Consider the following 21,973-nt stretch of genomic DNA (forward strand, 5'->3'; position numbering starts at 1 on the left):
GGGCGGCAGAGGGATCAACACCGGGCGTAGCCGCTGGAACGATGGTCACGTTAATTCTGACTTTTGTTTCCTTCGACGCCGCGAATTCAATAGCCACTGTGACGGACAGCAGCGGCACAGAACAAATGATCGAGGTTGAAACAGAAGTTGGTCGTGAGTTTGTTGAGCAACTTAGCCAGGGAGACAGAGTAGCTCTGAGCTTCACGGAAGGTCTTGCTGTGGGAATTGTCGAAGAATAGGTGTCCGCAGCGCAGCCTCATCAGGCGTACGTCTTGAGATTGTTATATCGCCACCGTTGGAACAACTTGTCCAACCGCTTCAAGCGCCCCAACGAAGCCCACAGTTTTATCGTTGTGGCCGTTGTGGGGGCACGTTTGGTACAGTCGTTCCATGCGGAAATATGCAAAACAAGAATTCGTGTGGACAACAAATAACTTCGCCGCATTGCCGAAATTGACCTATTAACCAATTATGCCGCCTCTGCGGCGATTTCGACTGGTAACTGTGTCTTCGCGACCCGTTTTGTCAGTGTGTACATGTGGCGCAACTGCTCAATAAAAGTCATCAGTAGTCGAACACGCTCCAAGTACCGGGGTTCGTCGATGTTTAGTCGCTTGGCGTGCCTTTCGAATAGCTGGTCGGAAAGGGTTCTAATATCGTCTTTGAGCAAGAGCACTTCTTGGGCAGAGCGTTCGTCACTATTCCCCACAGCCTGGACTGCGAGTTCAAGACTTTCTCTCACACAAGTCCAAAGACCCTGCACCATATCTCGCGTTGTTTCACTACTTTCGGAAAAATCGCCATCGATGAAGATTTTGAGCAACCCAACCATATCCGCCTCAACGATGTCAGCTGCGCTCTCGATATTCATAATCGCGGCGACAAGTTGCTGATGGGTATCGCTCTCGCTTTCCGTGAGTGAATTTTGTCGTATTCGACCAAGATACTTCATGATTTCTGAACTTAGAATGTCCACTTCGTCGTCACGCTTTGCGACCGCATCCAACGCTCCTCTTTCGTAGCGTTGAGCCCCTTCACCCAACGCGTCCATCATTTCCAAGGCGATATGTCCGGCCCGCTCAATCTCTCTTCTGGCGTTTTCAAGTGCGATCGTGGGCGCTTCCAGCGCCGCGTCATCGAGGAATTCGGACTTAATGATTTTATCCATTGGCTCAGGTCGATCTGGGACCAGTCTTTCCGCGAGGCGCGCGAAGGCCGTTGTGAAACCAATAAATATCATAGTGTTGAGGACATTGAACATGGTGTTGGCATTTGCGATCTGCCGAGGAACCTCCGCCGCAAGTTTGTCTTTTCCAACCAGACCTTCCGCAGCGGCGGGCGAAACACTTACGGCTATGTCCGCAAGAATGCTCAGAAACGGAAGCCAAATTATGACGCCTGCAATATTGAACAAGACATGGACAACAGATGCGCGAACCGCTTCGACTGGCTTGCCAAGTGCCGCAAGCAAAGCGGTGACACAGGTCCCGATATTGGCTCCTAAGGCCAAAACTATCCCGGCCTGAAGAGACAGCAAACCTTCGCTTGCCATCGCAATTGCAATACCAACAGTGGCAGCGGAGGATTGAACCAACCCAGTGAATAGTGCTCCCGCCAGAATGCCAAAAAGCGGACGTTCCATGCTAGCAAGGATTTCCAGAAAGGGTTCATAGCTGCGCAAAGGCTTCATACCCTCACTCATCAGACCCATTCCGTAGAACACCAAACCGAGGCCCATTATCATCATACCCATGTATTTGGGGCGCTCATTTTTGCTGCCAAAAGTCATAAAAAAACCTAGTGCAACTGCAATAAGGGAATACGTAGAGAGGTTGAAAGCCAGCAGCTGCGCCGTGACAGTGCTGCCGATATTTGCTCCCATGATTACGCCGACGGATTGCGCCAATGTCATGACACCGGCGGTAACAAACCCCACGACCAACACTGTCGTAACAGAAGAAGAATTCAGTACACCGGTAACAAATGCACCGGTGGCGGCGCCCGTGAATCGATTCACTGTCAACTTCTGAAGAACATCGCGCAGGGTGTTTCCTGCGGCCTTTTTTAAGCCCTCAGACAAAAGATCCAATCCAGCTAAAAAGAGCGCCAAGCCGCCAAAAAGTCCCATCCCCAATTGGAGCCAATCTACTTGCTGCTCTGTTGTTTCTGTGGGCTGTGCATAGGCTGCATTGAAACTCAAGAAAGCGAAACTGATAAAAAGATATGGCAGCAAACGAACTATCGTTTTCGGCATGGGTCACCCTCCCGTTTTCATCCGAACTGCATAGACAGGATTTAAAGTTAGCAAACTGAAGCTGGATACCTTTCTCGCCTGCTTTCCGAATCCATAAACAACAGATTGGTCCTTGGTAGATAAAGTTGCAGGAATTCGGTCAGATTCCGAATAAACGTCGGCAGTCTGACGCAATATGCGTTTTGGACCTACTTTGTTCCAGACACGTCGACGGATTAAGTAATTTCCGCGCATTGCGAACAGCTTAGCAGACCTTCAAGCGAAGCAGAATCGCGCGGCATCAAGGGAACGAAGAGTTTGTGAAGAAAGTTCAACAGAACACATTTGCTTATTCAGCGGGGATGTATGGATCCTTAGTGCCAGGCTTAATTGGAGGCTCTTTTTGAAGTGAGATTGCGTGCTGAGTAAGTTGTTTCAGAGCTGCCTGCGGTACCCAAGTCTCAGGAAACAAGACATTCTGTGTCTCACCGGGGTCTTTATAGAGATTGTAGATCCGCGGCACGCCGTAACTTACGGTACCTGTCAGAATGTTCTGCTGCTCTTTGAGGTGTACTTTCCAGTTCCGCCATTTCACGCCCCAAACGTCGTTACCCATATAAACAATTACGCCTTCCCGATTTGATTTCTCCTTATTTCCAAGGAAAAACTCGGTCTGGTCGATACCATCTATTATCCGGTCGTCTGGAACTGAGCCGCTCGCTATATTGGCGAATGTGGGGAATAAATCCATTTCATGAATAATTTCGTCACTGGTTACACCAGCCGGAATTTTGCCTGGCCAACGCACTGCGAACGGCACTCTCAAGCTGCCCTCGAACCCGGTGAATAGCGAGCCGCGCCAAGGACCTGCATTGCCCGGTATGAAATATTCAACGGAGGGAGTATTTGATCCTTCAGGCAAGATTTCAGGACCATTGTCGGCCGTGAAAATAAAGATCGTGTTGTCTCGTATTCCGAGATCGTCAATCGCGTCTAATAGCATACCATTGTAAGCATCGATCTGTGCCAGCACATCTGCAAATCTACCGTTGCCGGTAGAGCCCGCAAAATCCGGATGGGGAATGAGGGGGTAGTGTGTCATTGTGTAAGGCAGGTAGAGGAAAAAAGGCGTTTCAGATGCGGCGTGACGAGCCATAAAGTCGATCGCGCGCCTAGTTAACTCACCGTCGATCAATGCCCGCTGCTCAAGATCATAGTCCAAAACCTGCTGCGGTGTTGAACCTCGAATGCCTTCATAAATGTGGGTTCCGGCAACACCGCTTTCGGAAAACCCATCAAGGATGGACCAAGGTGTTTCGTCGCTTGAGTTTGGGATTCCGTACCACTCCTCAAAACCCTGATCAGTAGGAAATCGACCTTCTGTATGACCAAGGTGCCACTTGCCGAACATGCCAGTTGCATACCCCGCATCAGACAGCATTTCGGCCATGGTAACTTCCCACTGCACCAAGCCATATACGCCCCCTCCTAAAGGGATTGTACCATTGCCGGTCCGAACAGCGTAGCGACCGGTCATTATCGCTGCGCGTGATGGTGTGCATTGAGACTCGACGTTGAAGTTTGTGAGTCTCAAACCTTCAGCAGCCAATTGGTCTAGACGTGGAGTCGCTGCACCACGCGTTATTCCGCCGCCATTAAATCCAGGCTCGCCCCAACCGAAGTTGTCCATGAACACCAAAACAATGTTGGGTTTCTCGGACGCGTAAGCCGCCGTGCCGAACAGAGTCGTGACTGCAACTGCAAATGCTATGAATGTTCGACCCATCATCTTGCTCTCCAAAACGAAATTTGAGTAATGCAGGGGCTCAGGATCAGAATATATATTTGACCCCGCCCTCGAAGTTCCAATCCAGTGGTTCGTCTGGTCCCAAGCCGACACCAGGGCGGCCGTAAAGAGTGACGCCGGATTTCCACGTGTATCCAACCTCCGCATCGAAAACACCGCCCTGGGTATCGTTTTCCCAATCCACAATGTATTGAGGATTCAAGAGCATATAGAGCTGCTGCTCAGGCCATTGCTTTAGGAAAAAGACATCAAATCGGGTCTCATTGACATCGTCGCCGACGTTTGATCCCACATTAAAAGCATGCTGTATGCCGGGGAAGAGCCCGGAACTCTTAATGCCGAACGGATTGAAGAACGCGTAAAATAACTGCGGACCCAATACAACGTCATCGTCGCCGAGGATGTCCTCTGACGCGGTGGGCAACCATACCTCTAATCCGTATGCGAAAGCTTGCCGAGTCTCGGGATTCAGATAGGGAACGGTCAAGACGCGAAAGTTGATATCCCCAAGGCCCGCCTCATCAAAAAAAAAGCCGGGGCCAGTAACATCAACTGATCGATGAGGAATTTTTATCCGAAACTGCCATTTACCTTTGGCGAACGGCGTTCGGTATTCAAACGTAGTAACGTTTCCCGTGTTTCCGCCTCCTAAATCTTGATATTCATGATAAAGGCGGACGTCTTTCTGAAAATTAATCGGGTTTGTTCCGGTTTTGTCATCTTTAGAACGGAATTTTTCGTCGGAAGCTTGTTCTGCTTCTGAAGCTTCTTGTGCCAGAGCAGGATTGATTGTCTGCAATGCGGTTAGGCAAACAGAAAACGCTAGGGACAAAAAATAATATTTCATGACGCACTCCGAATTCCATTGGGTTCGCCACTTTCTGAAGTGGCGATCAGGAAGACTTGTAGCGGTTACGCTACTATCCTTGGTCTTAGGAAGTCGTTGCCATTTCACGACAAAATTTGCGGCACTACCAATGCAGCTTTCGCGGTTTCACATGCTAAAGTGAAGAAAACTGGCCACGCAAATTGAATATTGAGTCAAACTCTGTGGAAAGGACTACAGGCATACTCAGAAGTGAAAATGAGAAAGCTAGCGAAACAGCTTATTGAACCGCGGCAATTGGGGATCATCTTCGCGGTTCTTGGATAAGCAGAGACGGAAGGCTCACAGCCTCGCTGCCTGCGACCTCTCCGAGAGAATTAGTCTCCTTCAAGCCTCGGCCAATAAGTTGAACAACCTTAGGCGACTCAGCAAATTTTCCGTGGCTCTTCGTTCCAACGTCGTCGACTTCGCTGAGATCAATTACTGAAACACCAAGGTCTTCCAATTGCTCAATGTTTGCTTGCCCAAGTCGTGTTTGTCGTCCAGCAATTAAGCTTGAAAGCTTCAACGCGTAGTCGGCCTTCGAAGTAAGGATGTATACGTCATCTACGACTTCGGGGATCAATTGCAATTGAGCACGAAACAGGTCGAGATCGATGTCCGGTGAAGCCAGAATAATGTTCTTCAGTCGGTTCTTACGATCAAAATGGCCAGTTGTCGTTGCGTAGACAATGCCTTCCATTATGGCAAAGCTGCCCATGGACCATGCTAAGATATCAACCCTGTTCGCATTGCTGCGCGTCAGCAAATCTGCGGCAGTCACCATTTGAACTCTAGATTGAAGTGCACTGTTAAGGTCGTAAACATATCGTGTGGCGCTAGCGTAAGATGCCCAGGAAAAAAGTACCGGAACGCCTTCGAAACCTGAGTCTTGCACGAATTGGGTTAACCTAAGTGTCGCGTCGCTCAGGGTCATATTATACCCGTGTACGAAACCTAAGATCGTTCGATCTTCTGGAGATCTTCTTTCCAATTCTCTATTCATACTTGATAGGAACTTACCGTCGGTTTCATACACCACAGGTTCAATTACAGTGAAGTTCTTGCGCGGGTCTGGTGGATTTGTTTTCGATCTCTCTATCTTTGAGGTCGTGTGGTTAGGGGGCACGGTTACAACGACTGACGAAAGGCCGAGTTGCCCTGATCGTTGACGAGAATATAGTTCAGCTTCAACGCCACTTCGAGCTCTGGATGTCATGATGAAAACTTTATGGCTTGTTATACCCGGCACCTGGGATGGCGACACATCCGGATTTTCAATGCCAATAAGATCCGGCGGACGCGTACAACTTAGTAGTGCAAGGCACAAAACTAGGGAGAACAATGCTTGCCGAAGTATGCCCATCAAAAAGCGCGCTCCCTGTTAGTAAATGAGACCTCCACATTCGGTCAGGAAAGTTCCGCAAGATTTTGCAAGCTGGGTCTACATCAATCGTGCTGACGCGGTTATTTCAGATCTGTATTTGCTTGGTGAAACTTCGAATACTCGTGTAAACGCGCGTGTGAAATGTGAAGTGGCGGAGTAACCAAGCTCGTTGCCAATGATCGCCACTGTCGCCTCACTTCCTCGTAAAAGCTCACATGCCCTTTGCATTCGAACTCGCTCCAATAAATCTCGGAATCCGATACCGTGTGCCTCAAGCCTACGTTGCAAGGTGCGAGGGCCCATTGCCAAAGCGCGGGCGGTTTCCTCAAGACCGCTCTTTCCATCCGGCAAGTGTATCTTGATCAGGTGAGCGACCGACCCAATAAAATCTAGCGGCAAATCTTCACCCAAATGCTTTAGGTCGGCGAGGGAAACCAGTGCATCGCCATTGGAGGCTTGAATGGCCCGTGCTTCTTCGAATTGATCCCGGTCCAAAACGAACGCAAAGCTGTCCGAACAAAAATGCACAGGCGCTTCGAATGTATCTTCATAGTCTTGCTCCCAAGGTCCACTTGAACACGCTAATTTTATGCTCTTCGGGCACCATTCAGGACCAAGATAGGCTCGAATAACGGCCTCAAGAATACGCAGGGTCATATCACCTGCTTGGCGAAAACCAACAATAGACTGGAAAAGGTTCTGATAACCTATAGTGCACTCATTTTCTGAGTACTGTACTGAGATTTCACTCCCACTTTCGTAATACGGTAGCCCGGTTTTAAACTTAGCGATCGCACCTTTCAGCGTTTTTGCGGAAAGGACAAAATCTGCCATTGCACCGTATTCGCTCAGTTCTATTCCTTCAGTAGCCTTAAGGCCAAAAGATCGAATGCCTGTTACTTCAGCGGCGTTTCGGTACAGCCCGATAATGTCTTTCATGGGGATGACAGCGTCACGGTCGTCCAAAATTTCGTAAGGAAGAATCTGCCGATCTAACGTGCGGCGCAGCGCTTCTTCTCCACCCCAAGCTAGAATTAACTCAGGTAGCCCATTTAAATCGCTAACGCGCCCAAACGTCATTTCACTCATAACTAAATATCATGGCTGCGGGAGCCTTATGTCAACTTGGCGTAGATTCAGCGCTTTCCTCTAGCTTCGAGACGGAACGCCGCCGCGCTGTGAGAAAACACGCGGCTTGATGACCATTGCAAAGCAAAGTTTTGCAATCGATCAAGCCATTGCCGGGATTTTGTCGTGAAATGGTAACGCCGTTCCTCAGAAAGATAGAGCAAGCGAAACTTGATCATCATAACATCGGCATGAGGCTACGATCTACCATTCCAGAAGCGGTGGACGGCGACAAAGCGTATTTGCTCAATGGTTGGATTACTCAGTCCAGCCCGAGCGATTGCAATAGGTTTCCTCCGGTTTGAGAGAAACTGGTCGAATGAGACACTTGTGGCTGGCTTGGAAAGCAATCCCAGCAAGTGAGCCTCCTCGCAAGCCAATGCAAAAGCAAGCGACGTTGGAGTAGTTATGTATTTAGGGAAAGAAAAGTGAACGCCCAAATTCTGTCACTACGCGCACTATTTGTTTCTGTTGGTGCGATACAGTTAGCAACAGCAGCCCTGGGAACGCTAGTCGCTCTTCAAATCGCGTCGATTGGAGGAACTCAAGAAGCCGCTTCGATTGTCGCTGCAGCTTATTCGCTTGGGTTTATGGTTGGCTGTTTTTACATCGCTAAGCCGCTAGCTCGGATTGGGCACATCCGGGCCTTCACGGCGGCCGCTGCGATTTGCACGCTTTTCACTCTAATTCTGTCGAGTACCCAAGAACCAGTCATAATGGTGTTTGTTCGGTTCATCACCGGGCTCGCGACGGCAGGTCTATACGCTATCGGCGATGCTTGGATCAATGACACTGCCGGACCTGAAAACCGAGGACGCATACTCGCAGTTTACGCAATCGTTCTCGGCATCGTGTCGGTTCTGAGCCAAGGGATTGTCATTAACCAATCAGCCGAGCTTTCAGAAGCCTTTGTTCTTGTCTCGATGTTCTATTGCTTCGCAATTGTCGTGCTTGCAACAACGCGGACCAATCCTGCGAGTCCCGGAGGAACAGCGAATATTAGGATTAGCGAAGTCTTCAGAGAGTCGCCCACAGCGTTCGTCGGCGCTTTTATAAACGGTCTTCTAGTCACTGTTATGTTAACAGTTGTTCCGTTTCGTGCCAGCGTGCTGGGGCTCGATCCCAGGACAATTGCTATTGGAATTGGATTGGCCTACGCGGGCCGCATTTTTTTCCAGTTCCCGCTCGGAAAAGCCTCTGACGAAATGGACCGTCGGATTTTGATTGCTGGCGTCTCTGTATTTACCGCTATGATACTGTTACTGTTCGTTGTTTTGGGCAAGGGCGACGCCGCGGCTGCCAAGGGCGACTATGGTATAGGGTGGCAGCTTTTTGGGTTTGCTTTGGTTTTCCTCTTGGGTGGCTTGCTTCTCCCAACCTATTCGTTGCTAGTCGCGCATGGAATGGATCGAACTGTGCCGGTCTACGTTCCTTCTGCAGCAGTAACGCTACTCTTCGTTTGGACGCTCGGCGGTGTGACGGGGCCTGTTCTTGCAGCAATTGTGAGTAAGTTATTTGGCGATGGAAACATATTCTTGATGTGCTTGGTCATCGCGCTCACGTTCTCACTGTTTGTCGTTTGGCGTAGGAATCGCCGCGATAGTGTACCGCAAGCTGCTCGAGCTACTCATGTGCCCGGTACCGCGACAAGCGTTGAGATGACGCCTGAGCAAAAGCGAGTACCGGTTTCTGCCACGATTTTGGGGGCAGAAGAGGAACTATGATACTTATTAGCTTCGCGAGCTTCAGCTTTGTTTCGGATAGGCGAGTGTGTCGGGTGCCGCTTGGTATCACATTGCGAAGTAGCCAAGATGAGGCCTTACACCCGCAGATACAAGCATCATCACGCGGTCACAATCCGATAAGAAAATTTTTGAAATGCAATTCACGTTAAGTGTTGGGAACTCATTGAGTGAGGAAAAAATGCGCAATAAAACAAAAGCTTCTGTATTTTATCTGTGCGTAGGTTTATTTGTAGGTTGGATGGTGTATCAACCTACGGCTCAGTCTTTCGCCCAAACCGCAAGCAGGAAATGTCCAGAAAACCCCGACAAATCAGGAACCTTCACATTGGAAGGCCAAAAGAGAGGAATATTCGTCGCTTTTAGACAGGGAGAAGGCGTCCTTACTCTCAACAACGGTCAGCAGGTTGAGTTTACAGTAAGAGGGTTGAAGTTCGGCGAAACGGGATCGAGCACCGTACGAATAAAGGGAGATGTATACGGGCTGCAGTCCTTGGAAGACTTCGTTGGACACTATGAAGGAGTCGCTGGTGGCTTCTTGCCGATGATAGAACGAAAAGACGTACAAGTGGTGAATTCTAACTGTGTGACTCTAGTTGCTAAAGTCGTTGAATCGGGATTGCGCTACTCTCTTGTAGCCGGACAGAGTTTTTTAATTGAATTCCCTGAAGAATGAGAAATGGATTTGAGTACAAATATTTACAATCGTCCTTCGTGAGATGGTCGACTTCCAAACAACAACAATAACAACACTTAAAACCCCCGATTTTTGAAGTCGCTTTCTGAAAACCCCCGCCCCCTCATTATTCGGATATGAATTCTGTCTGGCCAACTGCCCAGCGCTATACGGCTTGCTGGCCTCTGCCGATAAACCATGCCCATGTGTCAGCTTCAGAGCGTGGCGCAAATGTCTGTCCATGGAGTCGGTCTCGACTTTTGGCAGACACCCTGCCGCAACTTCTAAAACATCATTGGCAAACAAGGAGACCATCACATGATGATCGGATATGCTCGCACGTCGACACTGGAACAGAAAGCATCCCTAGAGGCTCAGAGAGAGTCACTGAGGGGCGTTGGGTGCGAGAAGGTGTACGAGGAACAGATAAGCTCTGTGGCCCTCAGAGAGTCCCTCAACGCCGCTATGGAGTTCTGCCGGGAAGGTGACGTTCTGGTAGTGACCAAACTGGACAGACTGGCCCGGTCTGTGAAGCATCTCGGGGAAATTGTGGACGACCTAGAAGCAAGGAATATTGGCCTTTGGGTGCTGAACCTAGGCTTGGATACGTCAAATGCCACCGGGAAACTGATGCTGAATGTTCTGGGTTCCGTGGCTCAGTTTGAACGGGAGATGATGCTGGAACGTCAACGGGAAGGCATCGCCAAGGCAAAGGCCGAAGGCAAGTACAAGGGAAGAAAGCCCACTGCCAGAGCTAAGGCAACGGACATTGAGCAGTTGCTTTCTGAGGGGCTTAGCAAACGGGCGATAGCCAGACACCTGAACATCTCCGAAAGGTCAGTCTATCGAGTCGTGACGTCGCTGTCCTGACACCTCACCACCTCAATCAGATCACTTAAAAAAACAATCGTCGTACGAGCCGCTTTGGATAATTCTGAGCGGCTTTTTTGTACGCCCAGCGCAAGAAAGACCAACTCATGAAACTGTACAAACGCAATGGTTCTTCATTCTGGTGGTATTCGTTCACCGTTGATGGAAAGCAATACCGGGGTTCAACAAAGCGGTTATCCAACGACAAAAAGGGGGCAAAGGCAGTCATGCAGAAAGCCTACCAAGATGCGCTTGACCGAGTTCAGTTTGCAGAGCTGCCTGAAATCAGCCTTGAGGACTGCTTTGAACATGCATTGGTTGATCTGGACAAGGAACAGTCCAGACGCATCTACAGGGCGTCCTATCGTGTCCTGTATGAATACGTTTCGTCAAAGGACATGAACGCTTCTGACTTCACGCAAGACATGCTGGAAGACTTTCTGGACTTTCGTCGTCAACAGGGCCGTAAGGAAAACACTCTGAAAGGTGATATTCGAGCGATCCGTCGTGCGTTCAACAAGCTTGAGCATCGGTACAACTGCCCGAAGCTGAAGTACCCGAGCATCAAAGGCTTTACCAAGACACGGTATCTGTCTGACCGTGAGGAAAAGATCATCTTCGATGTTCTGGCGCAGAACGAAACTATCACGGCACGTAAGGCGGAACAGCTTTGCGTGGTGCTGATTGACACGGGTTTACGCCTGATGGAAGCGGTAACTCTGGAATGGGAATTCATCGACCTGAACAGACGGGAAATCGAAGTCTACCGGACCAAGACCGGAACGGTATCGTTGGTGCCTATCTCGCAAAGGGTTCATGACCTGTTTCGACGGTTGCATAATCAGGACCAGCCTTTCGAGGGCGTAGAGGAAGCAATCAAACTTCTGCGTAAGGTGATCCGTGACAACTGCAACAAGTCGGAGCGGGTTGTCCTGACACGGGGTAGCGCCACGGTGCATAGCCTTCGGGATACTTATGCCAGTCGGATGGTCCAACGTGGCCTTTCGATACAGCAAGTCTCGGTCCTTCTGGGGCATTCAAATATCTCCCAGACCATGAAATACGCTCAACTTGAAAAGGTAGACGTGGTTGCTCAGGCACGTTTGGCGCTCGACGCCTGACGCGCAATCTTAGTACAAAAACCCACACAGTATGTGCGGACAATACTTCTGGGGTAGGAAAATCAGGCTGTAAAGGGCTGAAAAGTAAATGAAAAATGGAGTGGTGGGTGATAACGGATTTGAACCGCTGACATCTTCGATGTGAACGAAGCGCTCTACCACTGAGCTAATCACCCGTAAGGCGGCGTCTTACAGTGAGTCTTGGCCCGCCGCAAGAGCCGGGATTCGTTTTTCTAACCCCGGCACCAAAGTCCACCCGGAGGCGCGCCCCGAGGGGAAAATGTCCTCATAGACCCGGCAAACCTGGCAGTCTGGACAGAACGCCACGCTGACCGAAGGTGGTACCGCGCTCGTTGCCAAAGTTCACACGGACGCCGAAGCTGACATATGCTTCGTTTTCGCTACCGGACACCAATGGGGACGAAATATGGGCAACACCGACATTGCCGTAGACTTCGGCATTGTCCGCAGCCGCATAAGAGGCGCCAATGGCAAACAGGTTGTAGTCCAGTGCACCTGCAAAGTTGTCAACGATGTCAAAGCTCGCGTTCAGTTCCCATGCATCAGCCAATTCGGTTTTTGCCGAAATACCAAATAGCGTGCCATCCAGATCCGAGGCATTTGTCAGATCTTGCCGCCCAAGATAACCTTCGATCTCTGCGGGTCCGGCATCAAATCCGGCTTCCAGACCGTAGAATTCGAAATCGGCATCGTCCAGGTCTTCCTGGCCGTAAAACAGGCCGAAAGACGCGTTGTTGGCGGTGTGCCAGTTGCCGTGCAAGGTCCAGTTCGTTGCGGTCTCGCTTAGGTCCTGAAATCGCTGGACGCCAAGATCTAGCTGTGTGCTGAATGCGCGGTTAAATGCCAATTCTGCAGAACCGTTCAGGTTGTAGGCGTCACCGAAGTCGGTGTCTGTGAACGTAGAATAATCCAGATTCAAATATCCGCCGGAAAATTCGACAGCTTGTGCTGCACCAGTCAGGGTTGCTGCTGACAAAGCACTGCTAATAAAAAACTTTTTCACGTTTATGCTCCGTTTTCTTTTCGTTGTGCAATAGGGTCTTCTTGAGACCTTCTGAGCAATTGCGGACTTATTCGGGCTAGAGTGGAAAGTGTATCTGGCACAGTTGAATTAGGTGCGATGTGGCGAAGCTGACACAGTTTTTGGTTGTGGCGAAAACACCTGCTGCTTGATCCACTTGCGTTGTTGGCTGATCTACTGTCAAGACCGGTGATGAGACGTTGATCCGAGATCTTCGGCGAAGGTAAAATTTCCGAATTCGGAAAAAACTTCAAAACGCCGCTTGACGCTGCCCGAGCGGAGCCATAATACACCCCAACGTTCAGCAACGAACGTGCAGCGGGCGGTTGTAGCTCAGTTGGTTAGAGTACCGGCCTGTCACGCCGGGGGTCGCGGGTTCGAGCCCCGTCAACCGCGCCATCGCTGCACTCCTTGGTCCAGGTTAAAGGCCGTGAAAATAGATGCGCGGTTGTAGCTCAGTTGGTTAGAGTACCGGCCTGTCACGCCGGGGGTCGCGGGTTCGAGCCCCGTCAACCGCGCCATTTATTTCTCAAATCTCAGTCAGCACTTTGAACATTCAGCACATTGCGCTCCGACGCACATGTTTTGTCAGGAGTGATCGGCAATAATCCGTAAGTTCACACTTTGTTCTAATTTTTCTGTTGGAGACTCAGTGCTGCTCGCCTATTTCTAGGTCACTTGCGTGTAGGGGGCCAAGAATGGCTGAGCTGAAGAATATCGAGGTGCGCGGCGCGCGCGAACATAACCTCAAAAGCATTGATGTGGATATTCCGCGGGATCAGCTTGTGGTGATCACCGGATTGTCGGGTTCGGGCAAGTCTTCGCTGGCCTTCGATACGATCTATGCCGAGGGGCAGCGCCGTTATGTCGAAAGCCTATCGGCCTATGCGCGGCAGTTTCTGGACATGATGGAAAAGCCCGATGTGGATCACATCAGCGGGCTTTCCCCGGCAATCTCGATTGAACAGAAGACGACGTCGAAAAACCCGCGCTCGACCGTGGGGACCGTGACCGAGATCTACGACTATCTACGCCTTTTGTTCGCCCGCGCAGGTACGCCTTATAGTCCCGCCACCGGCCAGCCGATTGAGGCGCAGCAGGTGCAGGACATGGTCGACCGGATCATGACGATGGAGGAGGGCACGCGCGGCTACTTGCTGGCCCCCATCGTGCGCGACCGGAAGGGGGAATATAAGAAAGAGTTCCTTGAACTGCGCAAACAAGGTTTTCAACGTGTCAAAGTGGATGGCGAGTTCTATGAGCTCGATACCCCGCCCACTTTGGACAAGAAATTCCGCCATGACATCGACGTGGTCGTAGACCGCCTTGTTGTGCGTGAAGGGATGGAGACTCGGCTGGCCGACAGCCTGCGCACCGCTTTGGATTTGGCGGATGGCATCGCGATTCTGGAAACCGCCCCGAAGGAGGGCGACCCGGAACGTATCACCTTCAGCGAGAATTTTGCCTGCCCAGTCAGCGGCTTCACCATCCCCGAGATCGAACCACGCCTGTTTTCTTTCAACGCGCCATTTGGGGCGTGCCCGGATTGCGACGGGTTAGGGGTCGAGCTGTTCTTTGACGAACGCCTCGTGGTGCCGGACCAGACGCTCAAACTGTATGACGGTGCCTTGGCCCCGTGGCGCAAGGGTAAGTCGCCATATTTTTTGCAAACCATCGAAGCCATTGCGCGGCATTTTGAGTTCGACAAGAACACCCCGTGGAAAGACCTTCCCGCCAAGGTGCAACAGGTATTCCTGCGCGGCTCTGGTGATGAGGAAATCCAGTTCCGTTATGATGAGGGCGGGCGAGTCTATCAGGTGACACGCAGCTTTGAGGGCGTTATTCCGAATATGGAACGCCGCTATCGCGAAACCGACAGCGCCTGGATTCGGGAAGAATTCGAGCGTTATCAGAACAACCGTCCTTGCGGGGCCTGTGAAGGCTACCGTCTGCGACCCGAAGCTTTGGCCGTCAAGATCGCGGGTCTGCATGTGGGGCAGGTGGTTCAGATGTCGATCCGTGAGGCCTTGGCCTGGGTTGAGGACGCCCCGAACCATCTGAGCGTACAAAAGAATGAGATTGCTCGGGCGATTCTGAAAGAGATTCGCGAGCGCCTCGGATTCCTGAATAATGTGGGTTTGGAATATCTTACGCTGTCTCGTTCTAGTGGAACGTTGTCCGGTGGCGAAAGCCAGCGTATCCGGTTGGCCAGCCAGATTGGGTCGGGCCTGACGGGCGTGTTATATGTGTTGGACGAGCCTTCGATCGGGTTACATCAGCGGGATAATGACCGGCTGCTGGGGACGCTCAAGAATCTGCGCGATCAGGGCAATACGGTGATCGTGGTCGAACATGACGAAGAAGCGATCCGCGAGGCTGATTACGTGTTCGATATTGGCCCCGGTGCCGGTGTGCATGGCGGGCAGGTGGTCAGCCATGGAACGCCAGAGCATATCGCGGCGGATGCGGCCTCGATGACCGGGCAATACCTGTCGGGCACGCGCGAGATTGCTGTGCCGACTGACCGGCGCAAAGGGAACAAGAAAAAGCTGAAGGTCGTCAAAGCCACCGGGAATAACCTGAAAAACGTCACGGCAGAATTTCCGCTGGGTAAGTTCGTTTGTGTGACCGGTGTATCGGGTGGCGGCAAGTCGACTTTGACGATTGAGACACTGTTCAAAACCGCCTCGATGCGATTGAACGGCGCGCGGCAGACGCCTGCGCCCTGTGAGACGATCAAGGGTCTGGAGCATCTGGACAAGGTGATCGACATTGACCAACGCCCAATTGGGAGGACTCCGCGTTCGAATCCAGCAACTTACACCGGAGCTTTCACTCCGATCCGCGACTGGTTTGCCGGTCTGCCGGAAGCCAAGGCGCGAGGGTACAAGCCGGGACGGTTTAGCTTTAATGTCAAGGGCGGCCGGTGCGAGGCGTGTCAGGGCGATGGCGTTATCAAGATTGAGATGCACTTTCTGCCTGACGTCTATGTCACCTGCGAAACCTGCAAGGGTGCGCGCTACAATCGCGAAACGCTGGAGATCAAGTTCAAGGGCAAATCCATCGCCGATGTCCTTGATATGACTGTAGAAGACGCGCAGGAGTTCTTTAAGGCCGTGCCTTCAATTCGCGATAAGATGGACGCACTGGCGCGTGTTGGGCTGGGCTATATCAAGGTTGGGCAGCAGGCCACGACCTTGTCCGGGGGCGAGGCGCAGCGGGTGAAATTGTCCAAGGAATTGTCCAAACGCTCGACTGGGCGGACGCTGTATATTCTGGATGAACCAACGACGGGTCTGCATTTCGAAGACGTGCGCAAGCTGTTGGAAGTGCTGCATGAACTGGTCGATCAGGGCAATACGGTCGTGGTGATCGAACACAATCTGGACGTGGTCAAAACCGCTGACCATATCATCGACATAGGTCCCGAAGGGGGCGATGGCGGTGGTGAGATCGTGGCCACCGGCACGCCCGAAGATGTGGCCGACGTCGAGCGTAGCCATACTGGACGATACCTGAATCAGATGCTGAACTCTGAACAGGTCGCGGCGGAATAGCGTCAATACTGCGCGTATCGCAGCATATGCCAGTGGCGCAGTAATGGTGGGAAGAAAAGAAACACAAAGCCGAAATTCACATAGGCAAACACCATCATCGGCAGCCACATGGCGACGCCAATCAGTCCGACAAATCCGGCAATGCGGGTCGCTGTTACGGGTTTCACCATGCGGTTCAGCATTGCGTGGAACAGCCGTCCACCATCCAGCGGCATCAATGGCAGCATGTTGAAAATCGCCAGCCACAGGTTCAATTGTGCGGTCACGACCAAAACCCAACCCAGCGCGGGAGAGGAAACGAAGGGCTCGACCAGTGAACACACTGCCCAAAGGGTCAGGTTCACTATTGGCCCCATGGCCACGATCAACTCATCCTCGTACGACGAGGTCGAGCGGCGATGTTCGCAAAATCCACCACCGCAATAAAGGACGACGCGGTTGACGGGGACGCCCTGGATCAAACAACCCCAAGCGTGCCCGAGTTCGTGCAGCAGGATCGAGCCCAGCAAAATACCCACGAATCCAAGCGCATAGGGCAGGGTCCCGGGGTCGAAGCTGAATCCGACGATGATCAGAACCAGTAAAATCAGGCTCTGGTTCAATTGAATGGGTACGTTCCACGGGCCGCGGAACTCAAAAATCGCACCGTCACTATACATATTCAATCCTCGCAATAACGAGAATCGTGATGACGCAGAATTGCGTCAAAAATTGGGTGCTATCGTTGAGGTTGTGTGACCTAGTTCAGAATGTCGACGACCGCGCCGATCAGGTTCAGCACTTTGCGCGTTTCGGGGTCGACCCGGTAAACGTAATCGCCAGCTCGGATATACGAACCGCGATCTAGACCATAACGATAAGGGTCATTGATCCAGCGGTAGTCGTTATTGATGAACTCGCCGTTGCGATACAGTTTTTTGGCCTGGCCAGGCGGAACGCAAGGTACGTTTTTCTTGGCCAGACCCGGTGGGCAATGGCCACCCTTGTTTTTGACCTGAATCACAGGTTGCGAAGGGAGGCGAAAAACGTTGTCCGTAGTCTTGCCGTTGCCTTTACCATTGCCTGCCATCACCGCCGCAGGAGCGGCCACCAGAGTGGAAACTGTTAACAAAACTGCCAAAACGCGTGACATCGTGATCTCCGACACAAAACTGCTCTGACTCGATAGATGGCGGTCCGAAGGTCGGCGGTCAACCCCGCGGGCAGATACCCGCCCACGGGATAATATCATCCGCGTCCGCGTTTTTCGAACCGGGGCAGCATGGCAGAAAAGTCCTTGCCCAGCCCGTTCTCGGCCTCGACAAACTGCTCATAAAGCGCAGTGGCCGCCTGTCCCATCGGAGTATCAGCATCCGAGCTTTCGGCCGCTTGCTGGCTGAGGCGCAGGTCCTTGAGCATCAGTTCCGCCGCAAAGCCCGGTTGGTAATCGTTGTCCGCCGGGCTGGCAGGTCCTACACCGGGCGCGGGGCAATAAGCGTTCATCGTCCAGCTATAGCCCGAGGACGTGCTGACCACGTCGAACATCTTTTGCCGGTCCAGACCCAGCTTGTCAGCCAGCGCAAACGCCTCACAGGTGGCGATCATAGTGACGCCGAGGATCATGTTGTTGCAGATCTTGGCGGCCTGACCGGCACCAGAGCCACCGCAATGCACGGCCTTTTGCCCCATGATGTCGAACAGTGGGGCGGCCTTGGCGAAGGCCTCCTCAATGCCACCTGCCATAAAGGTCAGGGTTCCGGCAGCGGCACCGCCAATCCCTCCGGACACGGGTGCATCCACGGCCAAGACGCCAACTTGAGCGGCTTGGTCTGCGACTGCGCGGGCACTGTCCACATCTACGGTCGAGCAATCCACCCAGACCGCGCCCGAATCCATTGCGGGCAAGATCTGGTCAGCGACAGCACGCAGTATCTGGCCGTTGGGCAGCATGGTGATGACGATCTCGGCACCGACGGCGGCTTCAGCCCCCGAAGCGGCCATAACTACGCCTGGAACGTCTACGTCTGCCATGTCAAAGCCTGCAACCTCGTGCCCGGCCTTGGACAAATTGGCAGCCATCGGATTGCCCATATTCCCAAGGCCGATAAACCCGATCTTCATTCCTCAATCCTCCTCGAATGTCAGCGTATTGCTGCCCAGCGGTTGTAGCATCCGCGACACTTCGACAATGGGGACAGTCCGGTCTTGGTGCTTCCAGCGGGGTGTGCGGTCCTTGTCGATAATCTGTGCACGGATACCTTCCAGAAAATCTCCGTGCTCGCTTGCGCGGTAGGTAAAGCGGAATTCATGTTCCAGCGCTTTCCGAATGGTCAGGTTAGGCCCGCGCAGCCGGTGCAGCATTTCGATACAGCAGGCCATGGAAAGGGGCGAACCTCGGTTCACCATTTTCAATGCGCTCGCCGCAAAATCCGTGTCTGACGCGGTCAGGGTGTTGAGGATGTCCTGCAACCCTTCACCATCAAAATGCATGTTGATCTGGTCCTGTTGTGCGGCGAGTTTGCCGTCAGGGGCGTCTTGGGCATGGGCGGCCAGCAGGCTTGCGTCGCCAGAGGCTTCGAGCATGTCGATCAGGTCAGCCCATTGCGCTGTCGGGATGTAGTGATCGGCGAATCCGGCGAAAATCGCGTCGGCGGGGCTCATACGGTGGCCGGTTATGCCCAGATATTCGCCCACCCGACCGGGGGCCAGCGCAAGCATCAGCGAACTGCCCACATCCGGCACCAGACCGATGCCGCATTCGGGCAGGGCGATCTGGCTGCTTTCGCCCACGACGCGATGACTGCCGTGACATCCGATCCCAACGCCGCCGCCCATGGTAAATCCTTGCAGGAAACTGACGACCGGTTTGGGGTATTCGAAGATCAGCGCATTCAGGCGGTATTCATCCCGCCAGAACGTCTGACCATATGCGAAATCGCCCTTGGTGCCGGTCTCGTAAAGCTCGGCAATGTCGCCCCCGGCGCAAAATGCTTTGTCGCCCTCGGCGTCAAAGATGATCAGATCCACCGCATCATCCTCGCGCCAGTTGCGGAGCGCCGTGTCGATGGCCATGCACATGTCATAGCTGAGCGCGTTCAGGGCCTTGGGCCTGGTCAGAGTGATCCGTCCGGCGCGGCCCGCTGTTCGAATGTCGATATCAGCCATGGCGCCCTCAACGATTGGCCAGCATCTGGCGCGACACGATCACGCGCATGATTTCATTCGTGCCTTCAAGGATCTGATGCACGCGCAGGTCGCGGACCAGCTTCTCGATCCCGTAGTCTGCAAGGTAGCCATATCCGCCATGCAGTTGCAGGCACTGATCCACCACTTTCGATCCGGTCTCGGTCACGAATTTCTTGGCCATGGCACAGAACTTGGTGGCATCGGGCGCGCCCTGATCCAATTTCCACGCGGCTTGGCGCAGGAATGTGCGCGCGGCCTGCAAATCGATCTCCATATCGGCCAGACGGAATTGCAGCGCCTGAAACTGGTCGATGGACTGACCGAACGCCTGCCGTTCGGACATATATTGCAACGTCATATTCAGCCCCGCTTGCGCGGCCCCTAACGAGCATGAGGCGATGTTAAGCCGTCCGCCATCTAGGCCCTTCATCGCGTATTTGAACCCGTCGCCTTCGACACCAACAAGGTTTTCGGCTGGGATTTTGCAATCATCGAACTGCACCTGCGCCGTGGGTTGGCTTTTCCATCCCATTTTCTGCTCCAAAGCGCCGAAGGACAGGCCGGGGGCGCCGTCCTCGACATAGACCGTTGAAATCCCCTTGGGACCGTCCTGTCCCGTGCGCACCATGCAGACATAGGCGTCGGAATAACCACCTCCTGAGATGAACGCCTTGGTCCCGTTCAGCATGTATCCTTCATTGCTGCGGTCCGCGCGCGTTTTCAGCGCAGCAGCATCCGAGCCCGAGCCCGGTTCGGTCAGGCAATAGCTGAGAACGGTATTCAGGCTGAGAACATCGGGCATGATACGTGCTTTAAGCGCGTCCCCGGCGAAACTGTCCAACATCTTCGCGCACATGTTGTGAATCGAAAGAAACGCCGCGACGGACGGGCAGGCCATCGACAACGCCTCGAACACCATTGTGGCATCCAGACGCGACAGGCCCGAACCTCCACTGTCTTCAGAGACGTAGAGGCCGCCGAATCCAAGCTCTCCGACACGTGGCCACAGGTCTTTGGGGATGGTCCCTTCAGCCTCCCACTGTCGAGCATAGGGGGCTATGTTCTCCTGCCCGAAATCATAGGCCATGTCGAAGATCGCAGTCTGCTCTTCGGTCAAAGCGAAATCCATGGCTTCCCTCCCACGCCGACGGATGAATTGAACGAGTGTTTATTTCCTAATCCTTACAGAAATTTTTCACGGCCAGCAATTCCCAGCATCTGTCTATTGGGGATTAAAGGTCGTGGTGAAATTCCTCGATCAGGTGTTGGACAACCGCTTTTCCCGGATCTTCGCCACGGGCGGATGCCTCGGCATAAACGCGTCGCTGACGTGTGGCCGATGTTCCGTTCTGCGCGATTTGTTGCAACCGCGCGAGTTCGGTCATTGTACCAAGTGCCTCGGTGTCTTCGGCCAGTAGTCCCATCAGTTCGCCCATCAGTTCGGGCATGGGCTTGATCGAGCGGTCGCCAAAGTCGATCATGCCCTCGCCGACGCCATAGCGCTGTGCGCGCCAACGGTTTTCTCCGATCAGGAACTGGTCATAGTTGCGCCAGCGTAAATTTCTGGCTTTCAACCGGCATAGCATCCGGGTCAGAGCCTGAACCATCGCAGCCAAAGACAAGGCGTGTTCCAGCCGGGGCTGCACGTCCATTATGCGCGTCTCAAGCGTTGGGAAGCGGTGTGATGGGCGCAGATCCCACCAGATTTTCGACGTATCCTCGATCACGCCAAGCTCCACCAGAATACCGGTGGTGCGCTCATATTCGTCCCAACTGGCCAAGGCTGGGGGCAACCCGGTGCGTGGAAGGTTGTCAAAGACCGTCAAACGGTACGAGGACAGCCCCGTATCCTCACCGTTCCAATAGGGGGATGAGGTGGACAAGGCCAGCAGATGAGGCAGGAAGTAGGCCAGTTGCGGCATCAGATCAGCACGCAGGGCAGGGTCTTGAACCCCGATATGGACATGCATCCCACAGATCAGCATTCGCCGCGCCACGCCGCCCAAGGCATGTTGCAGCGCGTCATAGCGTTCCTTGCGCGTGTGGTGCTGCTTCTTCCAGTCGGCAAACGGATGGCACGACACCGCAATTGGTGCGAGGTTGTAGTCTGCCGCGCGTTTGGCCACGCAGGACCGTAGGCGTTTCAGGTCCTCTCGTGCGGCGGCGATAGTGGCATGGGGGCGGGTGCCAACCTCGATCTGACATTGCAGGAATTCGGGGCTGACCTGGCCTTGGAAGTCGGTCTGGCAAGCCTCCATCAACGCCTCGGGCGCTTCGGCAAGTTCGCATGTGTCGCGGTTGACCAGAAGATACTCTTCCTCGATACCCAGCGTGTATTCTTGCTGCATGGTCGCCCTCGTAGGTTATTCCAAACAGTGAA

At 53.0% G+C, this 21,973-nt stretch carries 19 protein-coding genes and 3 tRNA genes; 8 read left to right on the forward strand and 14 right to left on the reverse strand.

Annotation, left to right across the window (positions count from 1 at the left end):
- The coding region (locus tag ACR0DB_RS15835; RefSeq protein WP_480552064.1) for a hypothetical protein at positions 1 to 239 on the forward strand (239 nt) is incomplete at its 5' end.
- A 230-nt stretch (positions 240 to 469) separates the two neighbouring features.
- On the opposite strand, the gene ACR0DB_RS15840 is transcribed toward ACR0DB_RS15835, so the two are convergent.
- The 6 genes from ACR0DB_RS15840 to ACR0DB_RS15865 form a co-directional block, all read right to left on the reverse strand.
- Positions 470 to 2,254, reverse strand: a complete 1,785-nt coding sequence (locus ACR0DB_RS15840; RefSeq protein ID WP_170751015.1) for a Na/Pi cotransporter family protein — start codon at positions 2,252 to 2,254, stop codon at positions 470 to 472.
- A gap of 328 nt (positions 2,255 to 2,582) precedes the next feature.
- On the reverse strand, positions 2,583 to 4,022 hold the full coding sequence (locus ACR0DB_RS15845; protein WP_170354048.1) for an arylsulfatase: 1,440 nt from the start codon (positions 4,020 to 4,022) through the stop codon (positions 2,583 to 2,585).
- Between the two features lie 43 nt (positions 4,023 to 4,065).
- Positions 4,066 to 4,887 carry a hypothetical protein gene (locus tag ACR0DB_RS15850; protein WP_170354049.1) on the reverse strand — a complete coding sequence of 274 codons (822 nt, stop codon included), beginning with the start codon at positions 4,885 to 4,887 and terminating at the stop codon, positions 4,066 to 4,068.
- Positions 4,888 to 5,170: 283 nt separating this feature from the next.
- The gene (locus tag ACR0DB_RS15855; protein WP_414478960.1) at positions 5,171 to 6,034 is read right to left on the reverse strand and encodes an alpha/beta hydrolase; all 864 of its coding nucleotides are present in this window, start codon (positions 6,032 to 6,034) and stop codon (positions 5,171 to 5,173) included.
- Between the two features lie 315 nt (positions 6,035 to 6,349).
- Positions 6,350 to 7,381, reverse strand: coding sequence for an AraC family transcriptional regulator (locus ACR0DB_RS15860; RefSeq protein ID WP_170724319.1), 1,032 nt, complete (start codon positions 7,379 to 7,381; stop codon positions 6,350 to 6,352).
- 47 nt (positions 7,382 to 7,428) lie between these two features.
- Complete coding sequence (locus ACR0DB_RS15865; RefSeq protein ID WP_170751020.1) at positions 7,429 to 7,599, reverse strand: hypothetical protein; 171 nt, start codon at positions 7,597 to 7,599, stop codon at positions 7,429 to 7,431.
- Between the two features lie 249 nt (positions 7,600 to 7,848).
- Between ACR0DB_RS15865 and ACR0DB_RS15870 the strand changes: the two genes are divergently transcribed.
- From ACR0DB_RS15870 to ACR0DB_RS15885, 4 genes are all read left to right on the forward strand, one after another.
- Positions 7,849 to 9,144, forward strand: a complete 1,296-nt coding sequence (locus tag ACR0DB_RS15870) for an MFS transporter (protein ID WP_170751022.1) — start codon at positions 7,849 to 7,851, stop codon at positions 9,142 to 9,144.
- Between the two features lie 199 nt (positions 9,145 to 9,343).
- Positions 9,344 to 9,838: a hypothetical protein gene (locus ACR0DB_RS15875; protein ID WP_170756474.1), complete on the forward strand. Its 495-nt coding sequence runs from the start codon at positions 9,344 to 9,346 to the stop codon at positions 9,836 to 9,838.
- Positions 9,839 to 10,156: 318 nt separating this feature from the next.
- Positions 10,157 to 10,708: a recombinase family protein gene (locus tag ACR0DB_RS15880; protein WP_170751026.1), complete on the forward strand. Its 552-nt coding sequence runs from the start codon at positions 10,157 to 10,159 to the stop codon at positions 10,706 to 10,708.
- Positions 10,709 to 10,935: 227 nt separating this feature from the next.
- A complete protein-coding gene (locus ACR0DB_RS15885; RefSeq protein WP_214648752.1) occupies positions 10,936 to 11,829 on the forward strand; it encodes a tyrosine-type recombinase/integrase in 894 nt (297 codons plus the stop codon).
- A 101-nt stretch (positions 11,830 to 11,930) separates the two neighbouring features.
- Here ACR0DB_RS15885 and ACR0DB_RS15890 read toward each other — a convergent pair.
- Together ACR0DB_RS15890 and ACR0DB_RS15895 are read right to left on the reverse strand one after the other, a co-directional pair.
- Positions 11,931 to 12,005: transfer RNA gene (locus ACR0DB_RS15890), tRNA-Val, on the reverse strand.
- Positions 12,006 to 12,115: 110 nt separating this feature from the next.
- Entirely contained in the window at positions 12,116 to 12,853 is a 738-nt protein-coding gene (locus tag ACR0DB_RS15895; RefSeq protein WP_480552065.1) for a porin, read from the reverse strand.
- 340 nt (positions 12,854 to 13,193) lie between these two features.
- On the opposite strand from ACR0DB_RS15895, the gene ACR0DB_RS15900 reads away from it, so the two are divergent.
- The 3 genes from ACR0DB_RS15900 to uvrA all read left to right on the forward strand — a co-directional run bounded on the left by ACR0DB_RS15900 (position 13,194) and on the right by uvrA (position 16,428).
- Positions 13,194 to 13,270 (forward strand) — tRNA-Asp (locus ACR0DB_RS15900).
- Positions 13,271 to 13,315: 45 nt separating this feature from the next.
- Positions 13,316 to 13,392, forward strand: a tRNA-Asp gene (locus ACR0DB_RS15905).
- Between the two features lie 177 nt (positions 13,393 to 13,569).
- The gene (uvrA, locus tag ACR0DB_RS15910; protein WP_480552066.1) at positions 13,570 to 16,428 is read left to right on the forward strand and encodes an excinuclease ABC subunit UvrA; all 2,859 of its coding nucleotides are present in this window, start codon (positions 13,570 to 13,572) and stop codon (positions 16,426 to 16,428) included.
- A gap of 2 nt (positions 16,429 to 16,430) precedes the next feature.
- On the opposite strand, the gene ACR0DB_RS15915 is transcribed toward uvrA, so the two are convergent.
- From ACR0DB_RS15915 to ACR0DB_RS15940, 6 genes are all read right to left on the reverse strand, one after another.
- On the reverse strand, positions 16,431 to 17,087 hold the full coding sequence (locus ACR0DB_RS15915) for a site-2 protease family protein (RefSeq protein WP_170791085.1): 657 nt from the start codon (positions 17,085 to 17,087) through the stop codon (positions 16,431 to 16,433).
- An 80-nt stretch (positions 17,088 to 17,167) separates the two neighbouring features.
- Complete coding sequence (locus ACR0DB_RS15920; RefSeq protein WP_170769635.1) at positions 17,168 to 17,560, reverse strand: hypothetical protein; 393 nt, start codon at positions 17,558 to 17,560, stop codon at positions 17,168 to 17,170.
- Positions 17,561 to 17,655: 95 nt separating this feature from the next.
- A complete protein-coding gene (mmsB, locus tag ACR0DB_RS15925) occupies positions 17,656 to 18,528 on the reverse strand; it encodes a 3-hydroxyisobutyrate dehydrogenase (protein WP_170791081.1) in 873 nt (290 codons plus the stop codon).
- Positions 18,529 to 18,531: 3 nt separating this feature from the next.
- Positions 18,532 to 19,572 carry an enoyl-CoA hydratase/isomerase family protein gene (locus ACR0DB_RS15930; RefSeq protein ID WP_480552067.1) on the reverse strand — a complete coding sequence of 347 codons (1,041 nt, stop codon included), beginning with the start codon at positions 19,570 to 19,572 and terminating at the stop codon, positions 18,532 to 18,534.
- Between the two features lie 7 nt (positions 19,573 to 19,579).
- Positions 19,580 to 20,722, reverse strand: coding sequence for an acyl-CoA dehydrogenase family protein (locus ACR0DB_RS15935; protein ID WP_480552068.1), 1,143 nt, complete (start codon positions 20,720 to 20,722; stop codon positions 19,580 to 19,582).
- A 103-nt stretch (positions 20,723 to 20,825) separates the two neighbouring features.
- Positions 20,826 to 21,941, reverse strand: coding sequence for a carboxylate-amine ligase (locus ACR0DB_RS15940; RefSeq protein ID WP_480552069.1), 1,116 nt, complete (start codon positions 21,939 to 21,941; stop codon positions 20,826 to 20,828).
- Positions 21,942 to 21,973: the final 32 nt, after the last annotated feature.

The sequence above is a fragment of the Ruegeria sp. AB6 genome, assembly GCF_056542685.1.